19 protein-coding genes are annotated in these 26,532 nt (G+C 62.5%); 8 read left to right on the top strand and 11 right to left on the bottom strand.

The window, feature by feature from the left end:
* Positions 1-7 precede the first annotated feature (7 nt).
* Positions 8-943 carry a CDF family Co(II)/Ni(II) efflux transporter DmeF gene (dmeF, locus tag AB8A38_RS22240; protein WP_439087424.1) on the top strand — a complete coding sequence of 312 codons (936 nt, stop codon included), beginning with the start codon at positions 8-10 and terminating at the stop codon, positions 941-943.
* Between the two features lie 145 nt (positions 944-1,088).
* Positions 1,089-2,681, top strand: a complete 1,593-nt coding sequence (locus tag AB8A38_RS22235) for a class I adenylate-forming enzyme family protein (protein ID WP_439087423.1) — start codon at positions 1,089-1,091, stop codon at positions 2,679-2,681.
* Here the strand turns inward: AB8A38_RS22235 and AB8A38_RS22230 are convergent, their stop codons facing one another.
* The 3 genes from AB8A38_RS22230 to AB8A38_RS22220 all read right to left on the bottom strand — a co-directional run bounded on the left by AB8A38_RS22230 (position 2,682) and on the right by AB8A38_RS22220 (position 6,124).
* Positions 2,682-4,271: a gamma-glutamyltransferase family protein gene (locus AB8A38_RS22230; RefSeq protein ID WP_439087422.1), complete on the bottom strand. Its 1,590-nt coding sequence runs from the start codon at positions 4,269-4,271 to the stop codon at positions 2,682-2,684.
* A 68-nt stretch (positions 4,272-4,339) separates the two neighbouring features.
* Positions 4,340-5,551, bottom strand: coding sequence for an amidohydrolase family protein (locus AB8A38_RS22225; RefSeq protein ID WP_439087421.1), 1,212 nt, complete (start codon positions 5,549-5,551; stop codon positions 4,340-4,342).
* A gap of 93 nt (positions 5,552-5,644) precedes the next feature.
* On the bottom strand, positions 5,645-6,124 hold the full coding sequence (locus tag AB8A38_RS22220) for a MarR family winged helix-turn-helix transcriptional regulator (protein WP_439087420.1): 480 nt from the start codon (positions 6,122-6,124) through the stop codon (positions 5,645-5,647).
* A gap of 149 nt (positions 6,125-6,273) precedes the next feature.
* Here AB8A38_RS22220 and AB8A38_RS22215 point away from each other — a divergent pair, with 149 nt between their 5' ends.
* Complete coding sequence (locus AB8A38_RS22215; RefSeq protein ID WP_439087419.1) at positions 6,274-6,696, top strand: organic hydroperoxide resistance protein; 423 nt, start codon at positions 6,274-6,276, stop codon at positions 6,694-6,696.
* A 96-nt stretch (positions 6,697-6,792) separates the two neighbouring features.
* Positions 6,793-8,535: a cytochrome c biogenesis protein DipZ gene (locus tag AB8A38_RS22210; protein ID WP_439087418.1), complete on the top strand. Its 1,743-nt coding sequence runs from the start codon at positions 6,793-6,795 to the stop codon at positions 8,533-8,535.
* A 9-nt stretch (positions 8,536-8,544) separates the two neighbouring features.
* Here the strand turns inward: AB8A38_RS22210 and AB8A38_RS22205 are convergent, their stop codons facing one another.
* The 5 genes from AB8A38_RS22205 to AB8A38_RS22185 all read right to left on the bottom strand — a co-directional run bounded on the left by AB8A38_RS22205 (position 8,545) and on the right by AB8A38_RS22185 (position 18,911).
* A complete protein-coding gene (locus AB8A38_RS22205) occupies positions 8,545-9,918 on the bottom strand; it encodes a vWA domain-containing protein (RefSeq protein WP_439087417.1) in 1,374 nt (457 codons plus the stop codon).
* A 2-nt stretch (positions 9,919-9,920) separates the two neighbouring features.
* Complete coding sequence (locus AB8A38_RS22200; protein WP_439087416.1) at positions 9,921-10,871, bottom strand: AAA family ATPase; 951 nt, start codon at positions 10,869-10,871, stop codon at positions 9,921-9,923.
* A 119-nt stretch (positions 10,872-10,990) separates the two neighbouring features.
* Complete coding sequence (locus AB8A38_RS22195; protein WP_439087415.1) at positions 10,991-11,752, bottom strand: thermonuclease family protein; 762 nt, start codon at positions 11,750-11,752, stop codon at positions 10,991-10,993.
* Between the two features lie 91 nt (positions 11,753-11,843).
* A complete protein-coding gene (locus tag AB8A38_RS22190; protein ID WP_439087414.1) occupies positions 11,844-12,743 on the bottom strand; it encodes an EamA family transporter in 900 nt (299 codons plus the stop codon).
* Between the two features lie 111 nt (positions 12,744-12,854).
* Positions 12,855-18,911 carry an autotransporter-associated beta strand repeat-containing protein gene (locus AB8A38_RS22185; protein ID WP_439087413.1) on the bottom strand — a complete coding sequence of 2,019 codons (6,057 nt, stop codon included), beginning with the start codon at positions 18,909-18,911 and terminating at the stop codon, positions 12,855-12,857.
* Here AB8A38_RS22185 and AB8A38_RS22180 point away from each other — a divergent pair.
* Entirely contained in the window at positions 18,895-19,038 is a 144-nt protein-coding gene (locus tag AB8A38_RS22180) for a hypothetical protein (protein WP_439087412.1), read from the top strand. The genes AB8A38_RS22185 and AB8A38_RS22180 overlap by 17 nt on opposite strands.
* 244 nt (positions 19,039-19,282) lie before the next feature.
* On the opposite strand, the gene AB8A38_RS22175 is transcribed toward AB8A38_RS22180, so the two are convergent.
* A complete protein-coding gene (locus AB8A38_RS22175; RefSeq protein WP_439087411.1) occupies positions 19,283-20,116 on the bottom strand; it encodes a LytTR family transcriptional regulator DNA-binding domain-containing protein in 834 nt (277 codons plus the stop codon).
* Between the two features lie 309 nt (positions 20,117-20,425).
* On the opposite strand from AB8A38_RS22175, the gene AB8A38_RS22170 reads away from it, so the two are divergent.
* Positions 20,426-21,259, top strand: coding sequence for an MBL fold metallo-hydrolase (locus AB8A38_RS22170; RefSeq protein WP_315844093.1), 834 nt, complete (start codon positions 20,426-20,428; stop codon positions 21,257-21,259).
* Between the two features lie 35 nt (positions 21,260-21,294).
* On the opposite strand, the gene ubiG is transcribed toward AB8A38_RS22170, so the two are convergent.
* A complete protein-coding gene (gene ubiG, locus AB8A38_RS22165; RefSeq protein ID WP_439087410.1) occupies positions 21,295-22,053 on the bottom strand; it encodes a bifunctional 2-polyprenyl-6-hydroxyphenol methylase/3-demethylubiquinol 3-O-methyltransferase UbiG in 759 nt (252 codons plus the stop codon).
* Positions 22,054-22,068: 15 nt separating this feature from the next.
* Complete coding sequence (locus tag AB8A38_RS22160) at positions 22,069-22,536, bottom strand: PH domain-containing protein (protein WP_120287359.1); 468 nt, start codon at positions 22,534-22,536, stop codon at positions 22,069-22,071.
* 155 nt (positions 22,537-22,691) lie between these two features.
* Between AB8A38_RS22160 and AB8A38_RS22155 the strand changes: the two genes are divergently transcribed.
* Entirely contained in the window at positions 22,692-23,945 is a 1,254-nt protein-coding gene (locus AB8A38_RS22155) for an aspartate kinase (RefSeq protein WP_439088584.1), read from the top strand.
* A gap of 266 nt (positions 23,946-24,211) precedes the next feature.
* Positions 24,212-26,479 (top strand): phosphoenolpyruvate--protein phosphotransferase, encoded by a 2,268-nt coding sequence (gene ptsP, locus AB8A38_RS22150; RefSeq protein ID WP_089267721.1) that lies wholly within the window; start codon positions 24,212-24,214, stop codon positions 26,477-26,479.
* The last annotated feature ends 53 nt before the right edge of the window (positions 26,480-26,532 follow it).

The following is a 26,532-nucleotide window of genomic DNA, read 5'->3' as shown; positions in this document are numbered from 1 at the left end:
CGGCAGCATGCGCACCCACGCCGACATCGACCACCTGTCCCACGAGCACATGTTTCTGGGCGACAATCATGACGAGAACACCCGACGTACGCTGTGGGTGGTCGTCCTTACGGCGCTGATGATGGTCGGCGAGATCGTTGCCGGCACAGTCTTCAACTCGATGGCGCTGTTGGCTGACGGCTTCCACATGGCGACACATGCCGTGGCGCTCGCCATTGCTGCGGGCGCCTATGCCTATGCACGCCGCAACGCACATAACCGCCGCTTTACTTTCGGCACGGGCAAGGTCGGCGATCTCGCCGGCTTTGCCTCCGCGTTGGTGCTGGCGATCATCGCCATCGGCATCGCCGTCGAATCCGTGCAGCGGCTATTCAATCCGTTCACAGTCGCCTTCGGCGAAGCCACGGCGATCGCCGTCATCGGCTTGATCGTGAATATCGCCAGCGCGTTTCTGCTGAGCGGCGGGCGTCATCACCACGGCCACGATCATCATGATCATCACGGCCATGACCACAACCATCGCCACGGCACGCATCATCGCGACAACAACATGCGCTCCGCCTTCATGCATGTACTGGCCGATGCGTTGACCTCGGTGCTGGCCATCGCCGCGCTGCTAGCCGGCTGCTATCTTGGCTGGGTCTGGCTCGATCCTGTGATGGGCATCATCGGCGGCATACTCATCGCCGCCTGGGCGTGGAATCTGCTGCGCGACACGGCGGCCGTGTTGCTCGACACGTCAGATCCGCATCTGGAACAGGAAATTCGCGATGAGGTCGAGCGCCCCGGCGACGCCCGCATCTTCGACCTCCACGTCTGGCGCGTCGGCCCCGGTGCGCATGCTGCGATCGTCGGCTTTGCCGGCGGAGCGAGCACGGAGACGGTGCGGCAGCGCCTCGCGGCCGTGCATGAATTGCAGCACGTGACTGTGGAAGCGCGCTAGCGCCGGACGCACATCTCCCGCGTTACGAGCCATGCGGCGAAGCGGGTTGGCATTCGCCGCTTGGCTGATTAACCTGACGTCATCATCGCCAGCCAAATGGCGGAGCGTGCCGATTGCGGCGCGCAAAAAAACGTCTGGGATGGACATGCAAGGACAGATCGCGCCGGACACCTCAACGCCGGCCACCCGCCATGAAGTTCTCTACGGCGAACGCGTCGTCACCTGTTTCTCCGATCGTCCGCCGACCCTCGACGCCATGCTGCGCGCCGCAGTCGCGCGGAAGCCTGATGGCGTTGCGTTGGTGCTCGGCGAAAAACGAGTCACCTATGCGGAGCTCGATCGCGTCGCGGAGAATGTCGCCTGCAATCTGATCGCCTCCGGTTTCCGGAAAGGCGAGCGCATCGCGATGCTGCTCGGCAATTGCCTGGAATTCATCTTCTGCGCGCTCGGCGCCGTCCGCGCCGGCATGATCGTCGTGCCGCTCAATACGCGGCAGCGGGCACCCGAGATCGACTATGTTTTGCAGCAGTGTAGGGCTTCAGCGCTCGTCTATGACGACGACTGCGAGGCCAACCTGCCCGCACCACGTCCGGACTTGCGCAATCAGTGGGTGGTCGGCGGCGGCCGTGCGCCATCGTTTGCGGAGCTGACGAAAGATGCGCCTGCCGCTGCGCTTCCCGAACTCCATCAGGAAGACACCGCTTTTCTGCTCTATACGTCAGGCACCACTGGCAACCCGAAAGGCGCGATGCTCACCCATGCGAGCATCATCCACTCCCTGCTCAACTTCCAGCACGGCTATGGCCTGCACGACGGTGACGTCACGATGCTGGCGGTGCCAGCATCGCATGTCACCGGGCTTGTGGCATTGATCCTTGCGACCATCAATGTCGCCGGCACCACCGTGATCCTGCCAGCCTTCAAGGCGCCGGAGTTTCTCGCCGTCGCCGCGCGAGAGCGCATGACCTACACGCTGATGGTGCCGGCAATGTATAATCTCTGCCTGCTGCAGCCGGATTTCGATCGTCACGATCTGTCTTCATGGCGCATCGCCGGCTTCGGCGGCGCGCCGATGCCCGAAGCGACCATCACGCGCCTCGCCGAAGTGCTGCCGAAGCTCAATCTCTGTAATGCCTATGGTTCGACTGAGACTTCATCACCCGCGACGATGTTTCCGCCCGGCTCGCCCGTCAGCAAGATCAACTCGGTCGGACGGCCCGTGACGGGCGCACATATCGTCGTCGCCGATGATGACGGCCGGGAAGTGCCAGCCGGTCAGGACGGCGAATTGCTGATTGCCGGTCCGATGGTCGTACCCGGCTATTGGGAAAATCCAGATGCGACTCGCACCGGATTCGTCGGCGGCTACTGGCGCTCCGGCGATATCGGCCGCATGGATGCGGATGGCTATGTCTATGTGGTCGACCGCAAGAAGGACATGATCAATCGCGCCGGCTTCAAGATCTACTGCACCGAGGTCGAAAACGTGATGTCACATCATCCCGCCATCGTCGAAAGCGCAGTGGTGGGCAAGCCCGATCCGGTGCTCGGCGAACGCGTACACGCCTTCGCCTACTGCCCCGATGGCGGCAACGAGACCGACATCCGCAAATACTGTGCGGAGCGGCTGTCCGATTACAAGGTGCCGGACACCATCACCTTCCTGAAGGAGCCGCTGCCGCGCAACGCCAACGGCAAGATCCTCAAGACCGAGCTACGCAAGATGATGGCGAGCTGATCACCAAGCGGCGACAGCACCATCCGAGCGCGGGTCCGTCGCGCCTTCGAGCACGCCGTTGGCGTGCAGCACGATGGCGCCGGCATGGCCCATGGTGCCGGTATAGCTGCCGAGCACCTCGACCACGTGACCGGCATCCCGAAGCTGCTGGATCAATGCGGGATCGAAGCGATCCTCGACCTTCAGCGTGACGCTCTCGTCACCCCAGGTCTTGCCGAGCAGCCAGCGCGGCGCGGTCACCGCCTGCTGCAGCGGCATGCCGAACATGCCGTAGCGCGAGAACACCGCCGACTGCGTCTGTGGCTGCCCCTCGCCGCCCATGTTTCCGTAGACCATACGACGGCCGTCATCGAAGATCGCCATCGCGGGATTGAGCGTGTGGAACGGCTTGCGGCCCGGCTTCAGCGCATTCCAGCCACTCTCGGCAAGCCGGAACGAGGCGCCGCGATTCTGCCAGCAGATGCCGGTTTCCGGCAGCACGACGCCGGATCCGAACTCGAAATAGACCGACTGGATGAAGGACACCGAACGGCCATGTCCGTCGATAACGCCGAGCCAGATGGTATCGCCGGGCTTGCGCACATGCGGCCATGGCAGCGCAATCTTGCGATCGATATGGCGCGCCAGTTCATCGAGCTTGGCATCGTCGAGGAATGACGCCGGATCCACCGTCATGTGATCGGGATCGCCGACATGCTCGTCGCGGACGATGAAGGCCTGCTTGGTGGCCTCGATCAGACCGTGAATGTGATCGAAACCTTCGGCCTGGGTGACGCCGAGCCGATCGAACATCGCGAGGATCATCAGCGACGACAGACCCTGCGTCGGCGGCGCCATGTTGAACAGCTGCGCGCCGCGCACGGTGGTCGACAGCGGCGGACGCTCGCTCGCCTGATGGTTCTGCAGATCGGCCGCGGTGACTGGCGACCCCACCTTGGCAAGATCAGCCGCGATCGCATCGGCAAGTTTGCCCTTGTAGAAATTCTCGAAGCCCTCGGCGACCAGACGCTTCAGCGTCGCGCCGAGCGCCGGCAGCTTCATCACATCGCCTTCGGCCGGCGCCTGCCCGTTCGGCGTGAAAGTCCCGGCGAAATTCGGCTGGTCCTTCAGCTCCGCGAATTTCTCAGACGTCAGTTCGGATTGGCTGCGCGTAACAACGATGCCATTTTCGGCATAATAGATCGCACTTTCCAGCAGCCGCTCGCGCGCCATCGGCTTCTGCCAATGCTGCGAAACATCCAGCGCCTTCTGCCAGCCGGACACCGTGCCGGCGACGGTATTGGCCGCAAGCGGGCCGCGGAACGGGATGGTCGCAGCGCCCTTCGCCGCATAGTAAGCGAGATCGACAGCAGCGCCGGCGCGGCCGCAGGCATCCACCGTGATCGGCGCCTTGCCGGGCTCGGCGATCAACCAGAAGCCATCGCCGCCGATGCCGGTCATATGCGGATAGACCACCGCCAGCGCTGCTGCCGTGGCAATCGCCGCTTCCACAGCGGTCCCGCCATCCTTGAGCACGTCGAGACCGGCCTGCGACGCCAGGTGATGCGGCGAGGTCACCATACCCCGTCGCGCGCGCGGTGTTTCAAGCATTCGTCGTCTCCAGAATTCGTGGCATGCCAGCTTTGTTTGGCGCAGTCGTAACGCGTCCAGCCGATGATTCAAGCCTTTCGGGCGACGATCTCGCCGTCTCGCGCAACCAGCCGGCCGTTCTTGTAGACCGCGCGGCGCTTCGGCAGATCGACCACGGCCTGCGGCACATGCGGTGCATCGATGGCGACGAAGTCGGCCTTGGCGCCGACGCGGAGGCCGTGATCGTCCAGCCGCAACGCCTTGGCGCCACCAACGGTAACAATGTCGAAGGTAAGCATGAGATCGGCATCGGTGTTGAAGCCGGAGCGGTAGCCGATCATCATCGCACGGCCGAGCATGTCGCCATCGCCATAAGGCCACCAGCTGTCGCGGATGTTGTCGCAGCCACCGAACACGGTGACGCCCGCCTTACGCAGCAGTTTTACAGGTGGAAATGGCCGTGCCCCGGGCGCATTGGTCATGATGGCAACGTCGCTCGCTGCCAGCAACTCCGCTGTTCGCTGCACGACATCGGGAGCGACATCGCCAAGCGAATAAGCGTGGCTGATGGCGACATGGCCCTGCATGCCCAATGCCCGCGTGCGCGCGCAGATCTGCTCTATCTCGAAGATGCCGAGCATCGAGGGATCGTGCAGATGGACATCGACATCGACCCCACGTCGCTCGGCGATGCCGAACACCACGTCGAGGTGCTTCTCGACATCGCGATCGAATCCGCCGGGGTCGAGGCCGCCGATCACGTTCGCGCCGAGATCGAAAGCAGCATCGAGCAGATCCGGCGTGCCGGGGCTGCGCAGGATGCCGCTTTGCGGGAATGCGACGAGCTGGATATCCATGAGATCGCGATGCGCCTCGCGCACTGCGAGGATGGTCTCCAGCGATGTCAGGCCGACCGAACTGTCGACCATCACATGGCTGCGCATGCGCGTGCTACCGTGACCGAGGCAAAGCTCAAGCTGGCTCCGCGCTCGCTCAGCCATCGGCGCGGCCTTGGCCATGTTGTCGGCCTGGATGGCGACGCGTTCTTGCACGTTGAAGCCGTTCGAATAGGGCACATGCGGCCGCCAGATATCGCCGTAGAAACTGGTGTCGAGATGGACGTGGCCTTCGACGAAGGAAGGGATCACGAGCGTCCCGCCGAGATCGACGGTCTCTGGGGCTATTGGTATTGGATCGCTGCCTGATGTGATCGCGGTGATCAGACCGCTACTGACGGCAATCGTGTTGAGGCTGCCGTCGGCGAATTTCGCCTGCGTAAATATCGTATCGATGTCGCTCACGCCAACCTCTCGGACTGATCTGCTGCCGCGAGGTTACAGGAGGACGGCGCAGCATGCATCGGCATGCCGGCCACTGCATGGCCGATGTGCGGATCAGCTTTCGCGCGCAGCCTTGATCAGGTTATCGCGCAGCGTAGCAACGCCCTGCTGCATCTTCTTGAATTCGTCGGGCTCAAGGCCGGATGCCTTGACGAGATTCATGGTCAGCCCCTTCTCGCGCAGCCGCCGACCTTCGTCGGTCAGGCTGATCACCACCTGCCGCTCGTCCCCGGGATCGCGCTGCCGGCGCAGATAGCCCATCGCTTCAAGCTTCTTCAGGATCGGCGTCAGCGTGTTGGACTCCAGAAACAGCTTTTCGCCGAGGCTGCCCACGGTCTGCCCGTCCTGCTCCCACAGCGCGACGATGGCGATGTACTGGGTGTAAGTCAGACCGAGCTTTTCGAGGATCGGCTTGTAGGCCCGGCCATAGGCCAGATTGGCTGAATAGATCGAAAAACAGAGGAAATCAGACAGTTTCGGGCCGGCCTGCGCGGCGGAGGTTTGTTCAATCGATTTGGGCTTGGTGGATGGCATGTTTGCACTCCGTCAGGGACACGAGAACGTGACCTCTCGGACCCATATATATCGGATGCGATTAAATCGGAAGAGTTGACAAAAGCACCCATGCCGCCATTTATATCGCACTCGATTACATCGTATGCGATATAAAAGGAGAGACGATCATGACCTCGACCACCATCGAAAAGGTTCTCTACACCGCCCAGACCCACACCACCGGTGGCCGCGACGGCGCGTCACGCAGCTCCGACCGCCGGCTCGACGTCAAGCTGTCGCCTCCCGGCTCGGCTGGCGCCGGCACCAATCCCGAGCAGATGTTCGCGGCCGGCTGGTCGGCCTGTTTCATCGGCGCCATGGGGCGCGCCGCCAGCAACCTGAAGATCAAGCTGCCGCCCGACGTCGCCGTCGACACCGAAGTCGATCTCGGCACCACCGGCGGTGATTTCTTCCTGCAGGCCCGCCTCAATGTCAGCCTGCCCGGCCTGGCACCGGACGTCGCTCGCCAGGTGGTCGATGCCGCGCATCAGATCTGCCCTTACTCGAAGGCAACGCGCGGCAACATCAATGTCGCGATCAACCTGATCTGACCCTCACCTTCTTCCGCGGACCGTCAACCGGTCCGCGGATCGCGGCGCTCCCCCGAACGGTCGCCGGTTTCACTCATGCGTTTTCTGGAGATCACCGTGACGCTCTTCATCCTCGCTTATGCGGCCGGCCTGCTCACCATCGCATCGCCCTGCATCTTCCCGATCCTGCCGATCATTCTTGCCCGCGCGGACGAACCGTTTCGCCGCAGCGGATTGCCCTTGCTGATCGGCCTTACACTGACTTTCGCGGTGGCTGCAAGTCTGGCCTCGGTCGCCGGTAATTGGGCGATCGAGGCCAATCGTTACGGCCGTAGCATCGCCCTCATCGTGATGACGCTGTTCGGCCTAGCACTGCTGTTGCCGACTCTCGCCACGCGTCTGATGGCGCCGCTGGTGCTATTCGGCGTAAAGCTGACGAACTGGGCCGGCGCGAAGGATGCTAATGCACATCGCACGCCGCTGTCGTCACTGTTGCTCGGCATCGCCACCGGTCTGGTTTGGGCGCCCTGCGCAGGTCCGGTGCTGGGCCTGATCCTCACCGGTGCGGCACTGCATGGGCCGGGAATCGACACCGTGTTGCTGCTGCTCGCCTATGGCCTTGGTGCGGCAACGTCGCTCGCCGCCGGCATGCTGCTGGGCGGGCGTTTACTCGCCAAGGCGCGCGAGCTGATGCCATGGAGCGGCGGCGTGCGTCGCGCGCTGGGTGGCGCAGTGGTGTTCGGCGCCATCGCGATCTGGGCCGGGTTGGATACGCGTCTGCTGACGCAACTATCACTGCCGTCAACGACAGCGTTTGAAAGCAAGCTGATCGACACGCTGCAGCTCGCACCATCCGCGCAGGCCGGAACGTCCATGGGCAATGCCACGGCTCGAACGACGCTGGCGGGTCCGCTTGCGTCGATCGTGGGCAGCAGGCAATGGCTCAACACGTCACCGCTGAAGGCTGAAGACCTGCAGGGCAAGGTCGTGCTGGTGAATTTCTGGACCTATTCCTGCATCAACTGCCTACGCGTGCTGCCGCATGTCCGTGCCTGGGCCAACAAGTATCGCGATCAGGGCCTCGTCGTGATCGGCGTACACACGCCGGAATTTGCCTTCGAGAAGAACGTCGGCAATGTCAGCACTGCAACAACGAAGCTCGGCGTCGGCTATCCCGTCGCGATCGACAACGACTTCCGAGTCTGGCGCGCCTTCAGCAACAACGCATGGCCCGCCCTCTATTTCGTCGGCGCCGATGGTCGCATCCGTCATCAGGCGATCGGCGAAGGCAATTACGCGACGTCCGAACAGGTGATCCAGCAACTGCTCGCAGAAGCCGGCCACAAGCCGACTGTTCAGGCTGCGACGGTCCAGGCTGAAGGCACGCAGGTCGCTGCGGACGAGGAGCAACCTCGTTCGTCGGAGACCTATCTCGGCTATGCGCAGGCCACCGGCTTCACCTCGCCCGGCGGCGCACGCGAAGACGTGCCGAGCCTCTATCGCGGCATCGACATGCTACCACTGAACCGCTGGACGCTGGGCGGCACATGGACCATCGGCCGCGAATATGCACAGCTCGACGATACGTCGGGCCGCATCGCCTATCGTTTCCACGCCCGCGACCTGCATCTGGTTCTCGGCCCAACACGGGACGGCAAGCCGGTGCGCTTCCGCGTGACCATCGACGGCGCAGCGCCCGGCACCAGCCACGGCACCGATACCGATGCCGATGGGTATGGAACCGTGACGGATGCAAAGCTGTATCAGCTGGTGCGGCAGGCCGGCGGCATCACCGACCGCACATTCGGAATCGAATTCCTCGATCCGGGCGTGCGGGCCTATGCCTTCACCTTCGGCTGATGACGACGGCTATTGATAGGTCGCCACGATATCCGCGACGGCGCGCTCGAGTTGCTGCGCCGTCGCGCATTGGCGCACGACATTGCAGAAGGTCGCATAGCGCGGCATTTCGGAATCGCCGAAGCCCCACCCCATGCGGCCCTCGGGATTGAGCCAGACCAGCCGCTTCGAGCGCTCGCCGATGCGGCGAAGGATGTCGGCGCGCGGATCCAGATTGTTGCTGCGGGCATCGCCAAGAACAATGACCGTGGTCTGCGCCGTGATCGCACTCATGAAACTCTTCTCGAAATCGACGAAGGAGCGACCATAGTCGGACGAGCCATAGCCAACCGACGACATGATCTGTTTCATCGCCTCTTCAGGTTTGTTCTTCTCCAGAACTTCACTGACTTCGATCAGGTTGCCGGAAAAAGCGAAGGAGCGCACATCGGACACAACTTCATGTAGGCTGTGGATCAGTAACAGGAAGAAATCGGAGACCTGCGCCACGGAGCCTGAGACGTCGCAAATGGCGACGATCTTCGGCTTGTCGCGATGACGACGCTTCCACGCCGTCATGAAGGGCACGCCGCCCCATGCGGCATTGCGCCGAATGGTGCGGCGGACGTCGAGATGGCCGCGACGCTGGCGCTTGCGTGGCTTGCTGAAGCGCTCGCGCAGCCGCCGCGCAATCTGCCGGATCAGAACGCGCATCTGCGCGATCTGTCGCTGTTCCAGCCGCGCCATCGGCGCATTGCGCAGGATTTCATTGCGCAGCGCTTCCTTCTCCTCGCGGCCATAGAGCAAGAGCGCCTGCGCGACCATTTCGCTGACGGTCTCGCGCAGGCTGCCGAGCGCCGTTGCAAGCCGTTCTGCATCCGCTGGATTGCGCGTCGTGAGCGCGTCAATGTCGTCGCGCAGTTGCGCGACCCCGAGCTGCTCGAGCACCCGGCTGGCAAACAGCCCCCGCTGGGTGAAGACACGGATGTCGGTCAGGCCGGCAGCATTCGATGCGTTTGAAAGCGCCGCGGCAATGGCGGCGCGATCCTGCGCCAGCAGCATCTGCGCGAGCGAACCGAGTTCGGTCGAATCCTGTGCCGACGGGGTGCCTGCCGCGGCGTCGGTCCCGCTCTCGCTTGTCCCCTCGCCAGTCTCGTCGTCGTCATTTGCCGCCGACGGCGCGTCGAAATCAGGATGGGTGAAGAACGCATCGAAACAGGCAGCGAGCGCCGCCTTCTCCTCGCCGGACTTCGCCATGGTCAGCAGCAGCGCATCGCGCAGGATGGCGCGATCGGCGGGACCCACTTCGGCGGCGGCACGCATCGCATCGATACTTTCGGCAGGCGAAATCCTGACACCGGCGCCGCGCGCCGCTCGAAAGAACCGATGCAGCGTATCGCGCATGGCTAACCGAACACGCCCTGCCGGTCGGCCTTGGCAACGAAGCCCGAGACCTGCGGCAATGTCGCTTCAATATCACCTTCGTACTTCAGCAGCACGTTGAGCGTATCCTTGACCATCTCGTGGCCGAGTTCGGACGCACCGAGCAGCACGAGCACCTTTGCCCAGTCGATGGTCTCGCTGACCGACGGCAGCTTCTTCAGGTCCAGCGTGCGAACCTGATTGACGAAACCGACAAGCTGCTTGCGAAGTGTCGCGGAAACACCGGGCACGCGGGTTTCGACGATACGCTCTTCGAGCTTCGGTTCGGGGAAGCCGATATGCAGATGCAGACAGCGGCGCTTCAACGCATCGCCAAGATCGCGCTCGCCGTTCGAGGTCAGGATCACGGTCGGCGGTACGATGGCTACGACGGTGCCAAGCTCGGGGATCGTGACCTGGAAGTCGGACAGGATTTCGAGCAGCAGCGATTCGAATTCGGCGTCGGACTTGTCGATCTCGTCGATGAGAAGCACGCAGCCCATCGGCTGTTCCAGCGCGCGCAGCAACGGGCGCGGCTCGACGAACTCCTTGGAGAAGAACACGTCGCCGAAATCGTGCAGCTGGTCGAGCGCCTTGGCGAGCGTATCGGCGCCGCCCAGCACTTCGCCGAGCTTGTCTTTCAGGATCTGGGTGTAGAGCAGCTGCTTGGCATATTTCCACTCATACAGCGCCTTGGCCTCGTCGAGGCCCTCGTAGCACTGCATGCGGATCATCTCGAGACCACGCGAGGCAGCGATCGCCTTGGCAAGTTCGGTCTTGCCCACACCGGCGGGACCTTCGACCAGGATCGGCTTCTCGATTTTCTCGGCGAGATAGACGGCGGTAGCGATCTGCCGGCTGGCGATATAGCCGGCGGAAGCCAGGCTGCGCTCAACGGCTTCGATCGATGCTGACGAACTGGTGCTCTCGGCCACGCGCTTCACTCCGGATTTCGCATACTGGAATAAGCTGTGGCGTGCTCGCCCGGCTCATTCCGGCGTCCTGATTTGCTACGTGGTTCAGCCCGCGGCGTCCAGCGCCACCGGCTCATCGCTCAGTTGCGGCGACTGGGGGCCTGACAATTGAGCGCCTTGCGGTAACCCGCGGCGCGGGCATCGTCCTCGCTGCAGAACCAGCGATCCGGCTTCGGCTGGGTCGCATAATTCTGGCACTGGGGAATGAGATAAACGCCGACATGGCCGGTAAACTTGGCGCGGCGAACCTGTTTCGCCCGGATATTGCAGCCGGCCGGCATCGTGAGATCGGTGGGGAATAGTGCCGCGCGCAGCTCCTTGTCCTTGTCGCTCCGACAGGCCGAGCCGAGCAATGGGCTATCGCTCGCCTTGACGCGGAACTCCGGTGGCGTCACGAAGCACCCGCGCCACAGACCCTGGCGCTTGTCCTTGGCAGCAGTTTCGTCCGCCTTGAAATTGGTCTTGGCGCTTGCCTTGTCCGACGGTTCGATGCTCACCGCATACCCCGATCGGATCACCGCCTGATTGAGGCTACCCGTCTCGCCAACGACACTGCAGAGACCGGCGCGGCGGTTCTTGTAGATCTTGTCCTCGCCAAGGTCCTCACAGCGAACCTCGCGCTTGCCGATCAGTTTCACCAGCTGATCCCTTGCCTCGACGCCGCAGGCCCAATTGTCGGCATGCTCATCGACACAGGGCTGATCCACCTCCGGTGCGTCCAGGCCGGCGAGCTTGTAGGCGACATTGCCGATCTGGATGGTGTCGCCGTCCTTGACGATGGCTTCGACCGCCGAGGCCGGGTTGGCGACAAGCAGCAGGAAGAACAGGGACAGGATGCGCATCAATCTGGTCTCGGGATCGGCACGGGAGGGCTGCGATCAGTCCTATCGCAGCAGGCGCGCTCACGAAAGAGACATCACGCGCACTGCGCCGTCACACCGCAACCAGCATCGCCACGCCGACGACAATCAGCGCGATCCCCGACAATTCGCGCGCCGAAAAGGGCTGCTTGAACGAATAATAGGCGACAGCCTGCGCGAACAGCACCTCGACCAGCGCCAGCGTCCGCACATTGGCGGCGGCCGTAAGTGCAAAGGCCAGGAACCAGAATTGCGAGGCTGCCGCCCCCATGAAGCCGGCCAGCATCGATGGCTTCCACAGGCCGAGGATAGCGCTCAGCACCTTGGGTGCACGGGCCAGCAGATAGATGGTCAGGATCAAGGTCTGCACGAACAATGCCCAGACCAGCGCATAGGACGCCGCCGTGACGAAGCTGACGTCGGGCACCGTGATGATGGCGCCGCGAAAACCAACGGCCGACAGTGCGAAAGCGGCAGCCGCGACCAGTCCAAGGACGGTCGGCCGGATGCTGGCGATGTTGCGCGCGGCACCGGGCCGCAGCGCCGTGACGACGACTCCGATCGTGGCAATCAGGATCGCCGTGACCTTCAGCACCGTCAGATGATCGCCGAGAAAGACAAAACCGAAAATCGCGGTCTGGATCGCCTCGGTCTTGAGATAGGCGGTAGTCACCACAAAGGAGCGATCATTCATCGCTGCCAGCATGAGCCCTGTGGCAAAGATCTGGCTCAGCGCGCCGAGTAGCAGCCACGGCCAGAATTCGGCTGATGGCCACGGCACCTTGTCGCCCGTCGCCAGGATGATCACCACGAAAAAGACGATCGAAAACGGGAAGCCGAACAGAAAACGGATGTTGGTGGCGCCCCAGGTCCCAAGCGGTCCGGTGAGCGAGCGCTGCATGGCATTGCGCGCCACCTGCCCCAGCGAGGCGATGATAGTGAAGGGGATCCAGAGCGAGGCGATGGTGAACATGAGGCAGGATGGGTCCGCGAGCGATGGCGCGGAACCTGACTGCGTCACGCCGCAGGGTCAAGCGGCCTGCGCCCATGCCTGCGATGCGATCGCGACCGCCTCGGACGTGGCTTACCAAACGAAGCGCACGACGCCCTTGCCGGCATGGCTGTGGGTGAGGTTGGAGAACTCGCCCTCATACGTCGCCGCGACCGACAGCCCGCTGCCGAGCATGACCTCCGCACTCGCGCTGGTCAGCGCAGCATCGGCTGCCATCGCCGCGCCATTCACGACGAAGCTCGCGCCAGGTAGCGACTGGAACGAGGCCTGCGCGATGCGGTCGCGGTTGAAATCATGTGCCCAGGCGGCGCGCCCGCGCAACGTGAGCAACGCGGCGTCGAGAGCGAAGGATTTGTCGATGCGGAGGCCGAGTTCGCTACGCGTGGCAGTGACGTTGCGTCCGGTGTAATTAAGCGCGAAATCATTGCCGCCGGAAACAAGCGTCTCTGCATAGGCTGGCAGGTCGATATTCGTGACCTGGCCCGCGGCATAAGGCGTCAAACCCACGCCGCCAAGCCACGGCACCACGCTCCGATGACCGGCTTCGGCACGCGCCGAGAAAGCGTGCGCGGTGAAGTTCGCGCGCAGCCGGTCGGCATCGACGATGGTCACCAGCCGCTCGGTGGTGATGTTCTGCCATCCGTAGGCGAGCACAGCTGTGATATAAGTGGGGCCTTGGTGATGGCGGATGAAGCCACCGATCTGAAACAGGTCCGAATGACCTGAACCGAGATTATCCGACAAGCCGAAGCTGGCGCCGCCGCCAGCCACGGCGAAGCCGGCAAGCGTCTGCGGCGACAGCCACGTATCGGCACCGACGGCAACGCCCCCGATCCGGCTGCTGCTGTTATGCGAACCAACGACCGTATTGCCGTCAGTCGCCTGACCACCACCGAAGCCAGCAGCCCAGACGCTCCAGCGCGATTCGAAACTCGCCGTCGCAGGTGGCGCTTTAGTGATCGCACCGTAGGCGTCGCGCCACGACGTCGCGGAACGATTGGCCGACGTGAAGGCGTTTGACTCTGTGCCCACCGTCGTGAGGCCGCGATTGGCTGCGAAGGGATCGGTCAGCACGCCCATGAATTGCGTCATGGCCTGTACGGTGCTCTGTTGCACGCCGGTCGAGAGTTCGCCCGACGACAGCGTCAGATCTTCCGGCGCCATCGCGCCGAGCGCATAGGGGATGCCGCCATGGCTGCCGAAATAGGCATTCAGCGACGAAGCGATGTTGTTTTGATTGATGTTAAGACCCGTCAGTTTCAGATCGACATTGAGATAGACGTTTTGAGCATCGTAGCTCAGCGTCGTAATGAACGAGGTCGGCTCGTCGCTGACGATATTCGGGCTGAACGTGCCTGCGATGCCGCCTGCGGCATTCAAAATGGTGTAGCGTTCACGCACATAAGCCGCGGGATCGAAGCTGATGCGAACGCCTGCATTGTTGAGCGACGCGGCGCCTGTGACATTGGTCCGGTCCGCCGCCAGACCGGATACTTCGACCATGTAGCTCGAAGCCGCGGCAAACGTCAGATTGCCTTGTACTGACAGCAGCCCGACCGAATTTCCGGGCGACAGCATGCCGCCATCCTGGATCTGTGTGGTGCTAACGATGCCGTTGCCGCCGAGCGTCGCGCCCCGCTCGACGCTCACCAACGTCGACGCGGCGATCGAGCCGTTGACGCTGAGCGTGCCGGCCTTGACGTCGGTGGCGCCAGTATAGCTATTGAGGCCGTCGAGGCGCGTAATGCCCAAGCCGCTCTGCGTGAATGAGCCCGTGCCGGAGATCGCGCCCGCCAATGTCAGCAAACCGTCGCGCTTCGCGACAAGTTCGCCATTGTTGATGACATTGCCGATGATCGATCCTGTGAAACCACCATCACCGATCTGCAGAATGCCCTGCGTGATCTCCGTGCCACCGCTATAAGTATTGTCAGCCGTCAGGACCGTCGTGCCGGTGCCGACATGTCGAAACATGCCGATTCCCGTGATCGTCCCGCCGAATGTGTAGACATCCGAACGTAAAATCTGGAACGTGCCGTTGTTGATGACATCGCCGATGATAGAGCCCGCGGCGCCGCCAGTCCCGAGCTGCAGCGTACCGGCAGAGATCAACGTGCCACCGCTGTAGGTGTTGTCATTGCCAAACGCCGCGAGGCCTACGCCGATCTGAATGAATGCGCCGGGACCGGAGATGACGTCATTATAGGTGAAGTTGTTGGATAGGTTGAACGCCAGAATACCATTGTTCATGACGTTGCCGGACAGCGTGCCGGTGGTCCCGCCATTGCCGATCTGGAGCGTACCGGCATTGATCGTCGTACCGCCGCTAAAAGAGTTGACGCCTGCCAGAACCAGCGTGCCCCAACCATCCTTGGTCAATGCGCCGGCGCCCGAGACATCTCCAATAGTTGAGAATGTCGTTCCGAACAGCGTCTCGATTGTGCCGCTGCCGGAAAGTACAATACTTCGCACGGACGTGATATCGGCCAGCGTCAGCAGCGTGCCACCCGAGAGCGTCAGCGTGCCCGTGCCGAGATTGGCGTCCGCGAGAACTGCAACAGCGCCGCCCGAGACTGTCGTGCCGCCCGTATATGTATTTGTGCCGGACAACAGCAGCGTGCCGCTGCCGGATTTCACGAGGCTGCCGCCCACGCCCGTGATTGTACTTGCGATGACCGTATCGCTCGCCTGATCGAGCGTCAGTTGCGCACTGCCGAGCGCAATCTCGCCACCGAAGCCGACCAGCGAATGCGTCGTGGTATTGTAACCGTTGAGATCGAGCTTGCCGCCATAGACGATCACGTCACTGCCGTTGGGCAGAGCACCGGAAGCGCCAAGCTGCAGCGTACCGGCTTCAAGCACGGTGCCGCCGGTCCAGCTATTGACGTTCGACAACACCAGTGTGCCGTCGCCGGCCTTGATCAGACTGCCCCCGCCGGACACCGTACCGGTGAGCACCAGCGCCGTTGCAGCGTCGGTATCGATCTCGCCGATCCCGAGCAGCGAGACGTTCCGTGCCGAGGCGATATTTGCAGTCGTATGCAAGATGCCGTTATCGAAGCTGAGACCGCCGGTTGCGGCGCCGAGATTTGCATTCGACGAAATCTGCAGCGTGCCTCCGCTGATGGTCGTGCCGCCGGTATAAGTGCTGGTGCCAGCGAGCACGAGTGTGCCGCCGCCCGTCTTGTTCACACCACCGGCACCTACAATCGGAGCCGAAATCGTCGCCGTCTCGCCCGAAAGAACACGCAGCTCGCCAATACCGTCCGAACCGCCCAGCGCGGTTGGCCGCAGTTCGCCAGTGCCTTGAACAAGGTTGTAGAGACCGCCGACGAATTGCAGTCCATAGAATTTCTGCGATCCATCTATCGTGACCGTGCCGCCTGGGCCGTTGAAGACGCCATAAATGGATCCCCACTGGGTATTGGCAACGCCGCCCAAATCAAACCAATTGTTGTTGAACGCATTCCAGGTTCCGCTGCCACCCGCGGTGCCGCTCGACGCATCATCCCAACGTTGAAGGATATCGGTGCCGTTGGGCGAAGCAATGAGATCGACCACATGGAGCCGCGAGCTGTCGATCGAATAGGTGACGGGAAACAGTCCCGAGATCGGGGGCGTCGTGCCAATGGTCAGTCCGGAGATTGACGAACCGCCAGTGTAGTTGATCACGCGATAGTACCCGACCGCAGGGGCGCCCGTACCACTGATATTGAACGTCACGTCGTGGAGCGAAACATCGCCATTGACGAAGACGCTCGCTGACGTCGTCGAGGCTGCTCCGCTCGAAAGATGACCGAGATTGAAATCAAGGGCGCTGCCGGCGAGCATCGACAGGTTGCCGCTCACAGTCAGACGACCCGTGCCATCAGGCGCGAGGGTGCCACCATTGAGCACCGTGGTGGCACCGACGGAGCCATTGCCGGTAAGGCGTCCGCCCGCATCGACATTGACCGTGCCACCGAGTTGTCCGGTCACGCCAAGCGTTGCGCTCAGGATTTCCGTGGTGCCCGTGAAAGCAGCACCGCGACCGGACAGGATCGTGGTGCCTGACAGCACATTGATCGCACCATTGCCGGTGATGAGATTGTTAAAGAGATAGTCGCCGCTCGTATGGTTGAAATTGAGCGTGCCGCTTTGCGCGAGTTCAACCAGGCCCGTCACGACACCAGGCGCCAAAGCCGCTGCCCCGGGCTCGGATCCGATACTCAACGTACCACTGACACCGTAGGCGCCTACCTGAATCGTGCGCGCTTTCGCAGCGCCACCGTTGCTCACCGCGAGCGAACCGACAGACGCCGCCCCGACCTTCAAGGTCTGGGCATCGAGAACCGATCCCAGACCGTCGACCTTCACAGCACCATGCGTGACATAGGACGCATCATTGCCAATTGAAGCGGTAGCTGCAGTCACATGCATGCCATCCGCAATCAGCAACGAGCCGTTGCCGCGATAACCGACGAACAGATTGGTATTGAGCCAGGATGCGCCTGGGCCAGCGACGGTGACATTGGCATCGGTGCCGCTGTCATAGCCAACATAGCCATTGGCCGTCGTCAGTCTGGCGCCACCAGCAAAGGCCAGACTGCCGGCGTTGGCGCGCAAATCGCCGTCAAAAGATGTCGATACTCCCGATAGCGTCCAGACGGCGTCGCCATTCTTTTCCAGCGCTGAGAAACCCCGATACTTCGTGCCGAGTGCAGAGAGATCGAAAGTCGCATTCTGTGAGCCGCCCAACGCAAAAATATTGGGATTGCTTGCATTCAGACCGACGACGACATCGCCTGTAATGTTCGAGCCGGACCAGAGCTCCAACCTGTTGCCACCGCCGGTGAACAAAATCGCCGCGGCGCGCGATCCGTCGATATTCCGCCCGCCTTCGATCGTCCCGCCTGCAACAACCGTTATGCCGGCGCTCTGCCCGAAGATGCCGGCTCCCCCCGCTCCATTCGCGCCGGCGTGACCGCTACTTCCATTGCCTAGCTCCCATCCGCCGCCACCCGGACCAGCGGCGCCGCCGACCCCCGCATCGCCGCCTTGCACCAGTCCGCCGCGATCGACGCGTATGGTGCCGGGAGTCGTCAACACGACGCCATTGCCGCCGCTACCGCCAGCACCGCCATTGCCGCCATTGCCGCCGGAGACGCCCTGGCCGCCAGATCCCCCGGCCCCGCCGCCGCCGCCGCCCCCACCAAGCACCGATGCACCGCCTTCAATGACCGTCATCCGCGCTCTTGAGACGACAACGCCGGCGCCGCCGCTGCCACCATTACCGCCACTGCCGCCATCGCCTCCGATGCCGCCGTCGGTCGCAGTGGTGATGCAAGGCGGCTGTCCGCCGGGGCAATAGTTGCCGATAGCATCGGGGGCGCCAGTACCTCCACCGCCGCCAGCGCCGCCCCAACCGCCGAGACCACCCCTGATCATCGGTGCCAGCGTTTCCAAAGTGTCTCCGGTGGAGAAGAGGCCTATGCCGCCACCACCACCGCCACCGCCGCCGCCTCCTCCTCCGCCGTAACCGGGCTCCATGAAGGTGCCATAAAAGGCCAACACGCCATCGCCACCATTGGCACCGACGCTGCCGTAGCCGCCTCTGCCGCCTGCAATGAACTGGTTGCCGGGAACGAATGCTCCACTGAAGATCGCGCCGGTGCCGCCACCGCCTCCGCCACCGCCGCTGCCGCCGTCATGGCCCATTCCGTGAAACCAGTTGGTTCCATCCGCGCCTTTGCCCTTCTCGGGAAACCAACCATATTGTCCCGCCTGGCCCTGAATTTCGCCGCCCAAGAGTTGCGAGCCATTGAAGCCCACCGCCCCTCCCGAGCCGCCTAGCCCTCCTCCTTTGGCATGCGCACCGCTGCCACCCTTGCCGCCGTTGCCGATGTCAGCGTCTTTCGGGTGCTTGTTGTCGGCATCCCTGCCGCCGCCGCCGCCGCCACCGCCGCCATTAGCCGGGTCGATCACACCGCCTGTCCCGCCCGCTTTCGGATTGCTGGATGCATGTGCTCCGCCATTGCCGCCGACGCCCGAAGCTTGCGCATGAACCGCTTGCGACGAGGCAATCGCCGCGACCACCAGCACCGGGGCGGCAAGCAACAACAGCGACAGCATCATGGCTGTCAACGACATCAATGTGTTGGCACGGCGCGCGCCGGTGCCGCTGCTCGTACTCGAGCCGCTGCAGCACGCTGCGCTGACGACTGAAAATACCGGGAGCTTCACGATCCAACTCCAGCTCGCAGATCCACGCGAGTGAAGTTCCATGAGACACGCGATCGCATGACGAGTCGCAATCAAAGATCGACGAATCGACCTATAGGTTCGACGAATGCCCTGCAGGTTTTTCGCGTGTTGAAACGTAGCAACACACAGCGCGAAAAATACTCAACACACTGACGTCGCTAACGATTTGTTAAGTCGTGATCAGCACGCGATTGATAGCAATCGGCACGCGGAATGTGAGTCGTCAACGCGCTCGCATTCATCTCGCTTCGTGTCGTTCAAACGCCAAGGTGCGCGCGTAACTCAGCTCGACCCGCGCGCGACACCGGCCAATGGTCTTCATAATCATGCAAGCGCAATTGCCATGCCCCGCTCGACCGGCGCACGACCTCGCGCACGAACTGATGATTGACGACGGCCGTGCGATGAATGCGCACAAACCAACCCGGCGGGATCAGGCCCAGCCACTGTGTCAGCGGCCTTGGATCGAGCACCATCGCGCCATCCACCAGCCACACCTCGGTATAGTCTTTGGACGAGCGCAGGCCGACGATTTCGGCCAATGGCGTGCCGAGAATGCCATGCGCGCGACGTAGGTAGATCAGTGCGGGATACGCAGCCTGCGAATCTTCCCCACCAGAGGTGATCGGCGACCGGCCGTAGCGCGCCGCCGCGATGAGGTCGGCACAACGAAACAGATCAGCGATTTCATCCGACCACCGGCGCGATGCTGCGACCGCATCGAAACCGATACAGGCAACGAGTCTGCCGTCATGAAACACCGGCACACTGAGTACGCTCTTGTTGTTCTGCCGGATAAACTCAGCGCGCAACGCACCGGCGCTGCGTGGCAGCGCCTCGATATCATTGACCATCACGGCCTGCCCCAGAACCAGCCGTTGATGCAGCCAGCCGATCATGGTCACCGGCACATGCTGCAGATCCTGCACAAAGGATCCGACTCCGCCGCGACTCCACTCATGGGTGTTGCGAAAGCGCAGATGGTCGGCGTCGTATTCGAACATCCATGCGCGATCTGCTTCGGCGTCCACGCCTATGGCCTGAAGTATCCCGGCAATCGCCGCATCGAGCGGCCGCGTCAGCAGCAGCATCGCCGTGTCAAACACCCAGCCCGATTGCGACGCCGCAACACGATCATCGCGGCTGACGAATTCCCAGGGTTGGACTGAATCGGATGACAACTGCAATGCTCACGGTAGTGATCACAAGATCTACCCAACCATATTACCTTAGACAACGTGTCAATCCCTGCAGCGTGGCGACTATTCCATCGCGGCACCCGGGCATCCACATCGTGCGATGCGCCGCGATCTTGGGCAGTCTCCGGCGCCACAACCAGCATTGCAGCGTCCGCTTTTGGCGATACATTGAAGCAAAGCGCATTCGGAGACTGCCGGATCATGCTGCGATTTCTGCCTGTTGTCCTCAGCACCCTGACTTGTTGGGCAATGAGTTGGGTTGTTACCCCAGCGCTCGCGCAAAATGCCCCGCGCGGCAGTGAGTGTCTGGCAATGGCCACACGGCCACCACTCGCAATTCCGGTCGGTTTGCAACGGACTGCGGCGAAGGCCGATGAGGTCGCCATCACCTATGCCGGGCACTCCACCTATTACATCGACACACCCGGCGGCGTGACCATCGCCACCGACTACAACGGCGTCTACAAGCTCGATCGCATCCCGGACGTGGTGACGATGAACCGAGCGCACAGCACCCACTACACGCTGTACCCCGACCCGCGCATCAAGACGGTATTGCATGGGTGGGGCGGGAGTGGACAGCCGGCGCAAATCCATGAGCGCATCGGCGACGTGCTGATCCGCAACGTCACGACAGACATCCGCCGTTACTATGGCGATGACGCGGGCGGCGAGATGGTGAAAGACGGCAATTCGATCTTCATCTTCGAGGTTGCTGGCCTGTGCATCGGCCATCTCGGCCATCTGCATCACAAGCTCGACGAAAGCCACTTCGCCGCGATCGGCCGCCTCGACATCGTGATGGTGCCGATCGATGGCAGCTACACAATGTCCCTCGACGGCGTATCCGAGATCACGAGGCGGCTGCGCGCCTCCGTGGTGCTACCCATGCATCGCTTCATGACACCGCTCAGCGACTTCATGACGAAGATCGGAAAAGATTTCGAAATCGACCAGCGCAGCGCCCAAACGCTGACGATATCACTCAATGCGCTGCCCAAGGCACCGACGGTGATTATTCTCAACGGGGTTTGACGACCTGTCGAAGCGGGACAGGCGGAACAGAAACGCTAGACCTCTTCCGCGACCACCATATAGTTCACGTCCATATCGGATGACAGCATCCAGCGGTCACCGAGCGGGTTGTAGACCACACCTGATTGTTCGGTGATTTCCAGCTTGTTGCGCGACAGATGATGCGCGAGTTCGTCCGGGGTGACGAACTTGTCCCACTGATGCGTGCCACGTGGCAGCCAGCGCAGCACATATTCGGCGGCGACGATGCCGAGTGCAAAGCTCTTCCAGTTACGGTTCAGCGTCGACACCACCATCATGCCGCCGGGCTTGAGCATCTGCGCGCAGCGATCGAGGAATGCGCCGACATCGACGACGTGTTCGACGACTTCCATCGCCAGCACGATATCGAAGCGCTCACGCACGTCCATCTCCTCGACGGTGGTGCAACGATAATCGATCGACAGATGCCCTTTGTCGGCGTGCAATTTGGCGGCGGCGATATTGGTGGCGGAGGGATCGATGCCGATCACCTGTGCTCCGAGCCGCGTGAACGGCTCACAGAGCAAACCCGCTCCGCAGCCGATATCGAGCATGCGCAATCCGCTCAGGCAATTCAGGCTGCGAACATTGCGATCGAACTTGCGGCAGGCGGCGTCGCGAATATAGGTCAGACGCAGCGGGTTGATCTTGTGCAGCGGCGCCATCTTGCCGCGCGGGTCCCACCATTCCTCCGACAGCTTGGAGAATTTCGCGACTTCGCTGGCATCGACGGAGGATGCGGAAGCATCGGAATAGCTGGATTGCATGGCCATTGTGGAGCCGTTGTCCTATCGCGCTGTGATGTGGCTGCGAAATGCGAGTGGTGACGCGATCATCTTGATGACCTCTTCATCATCACCCATGTTCTCGATGGCGATGTCACCATAATTCAAGATGCGTCCCAGAATGCTCTGATTGACGCTGACGCTCGCGACCTTGTCGATACTGATCTCGAAAGTCTTGCGCGTGATGAACCCTTCCTTGTGCACGACCCGCAGCGTGGTGACATCCGTCTCGGTCGTCCAGCGCTGGAACCAGCCCTTCATCGACCAGTACAGCGCCGCGAAGGCCACTACGGCCGAGGATGCCAGGCAGAGCAGAACAAGGGTTTCGTTGATCGCGTAACGCGTCAGGACCAGCAAAGCCGCCGAGACGATCCAGGCCGCGATGGCCGGGACATAGACCACCCAGTGCAAGTTGCTGGAATACAGCACCTTCTCGCCCGGCTGCAGGATATCGTCGATATAGCGCCCCATAAACCGTCCAAAATGCCCTGTCTCGGTGCGTTCTAAGGGACCAGGAGCCCGGGTTGCTTGCCCCCACCCTCGCCGCTATGTATACGCGCGTTTTCGCCCGCGTGCGTAGTGCGCGGTATCTTTACCCACTGTCGTCAGGGAATGCACCACTCGTCATGGGCCGGCTCGTAATGAAATTCGGCGGTACGTCCGTCGCCAACATCGACCGCATCCGCAACGTCGCGCAGCATGTCAAACGCGAGGTCGATGCCGGTCATGAGGTCGCGGTCGTGGTGTCGGCGATGTCGGGCAAAACCAACGAACTGGTGGCCTGGTGCACCGAAGTGTCGCCGATGCATGACGCCCGGGAATACGACGCCATCGTCGCGTCAGGTGAGCTCGTGACTGCCGGCCTGCTGGCGATCGCGCTGCAGACCATCGGCATCCAGGCCCGCTCCTGGCAGGGCTGGCAGATCCCGATCAAGACGTCGGACGCCCATGCCTCGGCCCGAATCGACGAGATCGACGGCGACAAGCTCATCAAGCGCTTCAAGGAGCGCAAGGAAGTGGCCGTCATCGCCGGCTTCCAGGGCATCCATGCCGAAACCGGCCGCGTCACCACACTCGGTCGCGGAGGGTCCGATACCTCGGCCGTGGCAATTGCCGCCGCCGTCAAGGCTGACCGCTGCGACATCTATACCGATGTGGACGGTGTCTACACCACCGATCCGCGCGTCGTGCCCAAGGCACAACGCATGAACAAGGTGGCGTTCGAGGAAATGCTGGAACTGGCGTCGCAGGGCGCCAAGGTGCTGCAAGTCCGCTCCGTGGAACTCGGCATGACCCACAACATGCCGATTTTCGTGCGCTCAAGTTTCGACAAACCCGAAGACATCGACCCGCACGGCACCCCGCCGGGCACGCTGATCTGCAGCGAGGAGGAAATCATGGAAAGCCACGTCGTTACCGGAATCGCCTTTTCCAAGGACGAGGCCCAGATTTCCGTCCGCCAGATCGAGGACAAGCCGGGCGTCGCTGCCTCGATCTTTGTGCCGTTGGCCGAAGCTAACATCAATGTGGACATGATCGTCCAAAACGTCTCCGAAGACGGCAAGACCACCGACCTGACCTTCACCGTCCCGGCCACCGACTATGTCCGCGCTAAAGAGACCATCACCGCGGCCAAGGCCAAGATCGGCTATGCCCGCATCGACAGCGCAACCGATGTCGCCAAGGTCTCGGTGATCGGATCGGGCATGCGCAGCCATGCCGGCGTCGCCGCACAAGCCTTTGCGGCCCTTTCCGAGCGCCAGATCAATATCCGGGCAATCACCACGTCCGAGATCAAGTTCTCGGTCCTGATCGATACGGCCTATACGGAACTGGCGGTTCGCACCCTGCACACGCTGTATGGTCTCGACAAAGCGTAGAAAATTTTTCCTGAAACATCCGTTATTTTGATGTGAACGGTGTGTTTCTTGTCTGGCAGGTGTTTTGCTTGGCAAAACAAGCCTCAATTCGCTATACGGCCTGCATGGGCAGCCGTTGCGGCTGAGGGCGCCGTTTCGGACAATCTGATACGGTTCTGTCGCTACGCCTCTTGTTGCGCGGCGGTGCAAATTCTATTGTTTTCTGAGGCTTAGCGTCGGCGCACGGCTTTTGTCAGGTGTCGGCCTCGTGGGGAGGGTGTCGGCACATGCGGAGCGCGTCGGGTGGCCCCCGAGTCTTGCTGAGACGGCTCCGCGAAGTGATGGCGGAGCAGGTCAGCGCTCAGGAACGCCTCGACAAGATCGTGGTGCTGATTGCCGCCAATATGGTGGCGGAAGTCTGCTCGACATACGTGCTGCGCGTCGACAATACACTCGAGCTCTACGCCACCGAAGGCCTCAACCGCGACGCCGTCCACCAGACGGTGCTGAGTTCCCATGAGGGCCTGGTCGGCCTGGTCGCCTCCGAAGCCACACCGCTGAATCTCAACGACGCCCAGAGCCACCCGGCGTTCTCGTTCCGCCCGGAGACCGGCGAAGAGATCTATCACTCGTTCCTCGGCGTGCCGATCCTGCGCGCCGGCAATACGCTCGGCGTGCTGGTGGTGCAGAACCGCGCCAAGCGCACTTATGTCGAGGAAGAAGTCGAGGCGCTGCAGACAACGGCGATGGTGCTCGCCGAGATGATCGCTTCCGGCGAGCTTTCGGCGCTGGCGCAGCCGGGCGCCGAGCCCGCTGCGCGGCATTCCCTGCACAAGACCGGTGCCATCCTCTCCGATGGCATCGCGCTCGGCCATGTGGTGCTGCATGAGCCACGCGTTGTCATCACCAATTACATCGCCGAAGACCTGCCGAAGGAAATCAAACGGCTGGACACGGCGCTGACCAAGCTGCGGTCGGACCTCGACCGCATGCTGGAACGCGGCGACGTCGCCGACGGCGGCGAGCACCGCGATGTGCTCGAAGCCTATCGCATGTTCGCCAATGACCACGGCTGGTCGCACAAGCTGCACGAAGCGGTCGCCACCGGCCTCACTGCGGAAGCCGCCGTCGAACGCGTGCAGTCGGATACCCGTGCGCGCATGCTGCGTTCCACCGATCCCTATCTGCGCGACCGCCTGCACGATCTTGAAGATCTCGGCCACCGCCTGATGCGGCAGCTGGTCGGCCAGGATCACGCGCCGTCGCGCGAGCAGATGCCGGACAATGCGATCCTGATCGCACGCGCGATGGGCCCGGCCGCCCTCCTCGACTACGACCGCAAGAAGTTGCGTGGCCTGGTGCTGGAGGAAGGTACGGCTAATTCGCATGTCTCGATCGTGGCGCGCGCGCTCGGCATTCCCGCGATCGGCGAAGTCGCAAATGCGCCGGGCATTGCTGATCCAGGCGACGCCGTCATCGTCGATGGCACCTCGGGCTCGATCTATATTCGGCCCTCGGCCGAGATCGAATCCGCTTATGCCGAACGCGTGCGTTTCCGCGCGCGGCGACAGGCGCAGTACTCAGCGCTGCGCGACCTTCCCTGCGTAACCAAGGACGGCCAGAAGGTCGACCTGCTGATCAATGCCGGTCTGATCATCGACCTGCCGCATATCGACGATACCGGATCGGCGGGCATCGGCCTGTTCCGCACCGAACTGCAATTCATGGTGGGGGAAAGCCTGCCCCGCTCCAGCGATCAGCTGGCGCTGTATCGTGCGGTGCTCGATGCTGCCGGCCCGAAACCGGTGACATTCCGCACCCTTGATATCGGCGGCGACAAGGCACTCCCTTACATGGAGACCATCGTCGAGGAGAACCCAGCGCTGGGCTGGCGCGCGATCCGTCTTGGCCTCGATCGGCCCGGCCTGCTGCGCGGCCAGATCCGCGCATTGCTGCGCGCCGGCGGCGGGCGTGCGCTGCGCATCATGTTCCCGATGATTTCGGAAGTGGCCGAGTTCGATCAGGCCAAGGCGATCATCGAACGCGAGCTGACTTATTTGCGCCAGCATGGTCATGCGCTGCCAGAGCGGATCGATGTTGGCACCATGATCGAGGTGCCTGCGCTGGTCTATCAGCTCGACGAACTCCTGAAGAAGGTCGACTTCGTCTCGGTCGGCTCCAACGACCTGTTCCAGTTCCTGTTCGCTGTCGACCGCGGCAATGCCAAGGTGTCGGAACGCTTCGATACGCTGTCGGCGCCGATCCTACGCGTACTGCGTGAGATCGTGCAAAAGGGCGACGCCGCCAAACGTCACGTCTCGCTGTGCGGCGAGATGGCCTCGCAGCCGATCGGCGCGCTGGCACTGATTGGCATGGGCTATCGCTCGCTGTCTCTGTCGGCCACCGCACACGGTCCCGTGAAGGCAATGATTCTCGACCTCGATGCCAAAAAGGCCGAGGCGCTGATGACACAACTGCTCGACGCTCCCTCGGGCAGCGTCTCGATCCGGCAGAAGCTCACTGAATTCGCCGAAGCCGAAGGGCTGTCGTTGTAGCGAGGCTCTTGCCCGCACGACGCGCTTTCCCCTTTCCGCGATCTCCGAGATTC

It is taken from the genome of Tardiphaga sp. 839_C3_N1_4 (assembly GCF_051811045.1).
Lineage (GTDB): Bacteria > Pseudomonadota > Alphaproteobacteria > Rhizobiales > Xanthobacteraceae > Tardiphaga.
This window is presented reverse-complemented; position numbering and strand designations above follow the sequence as displayed.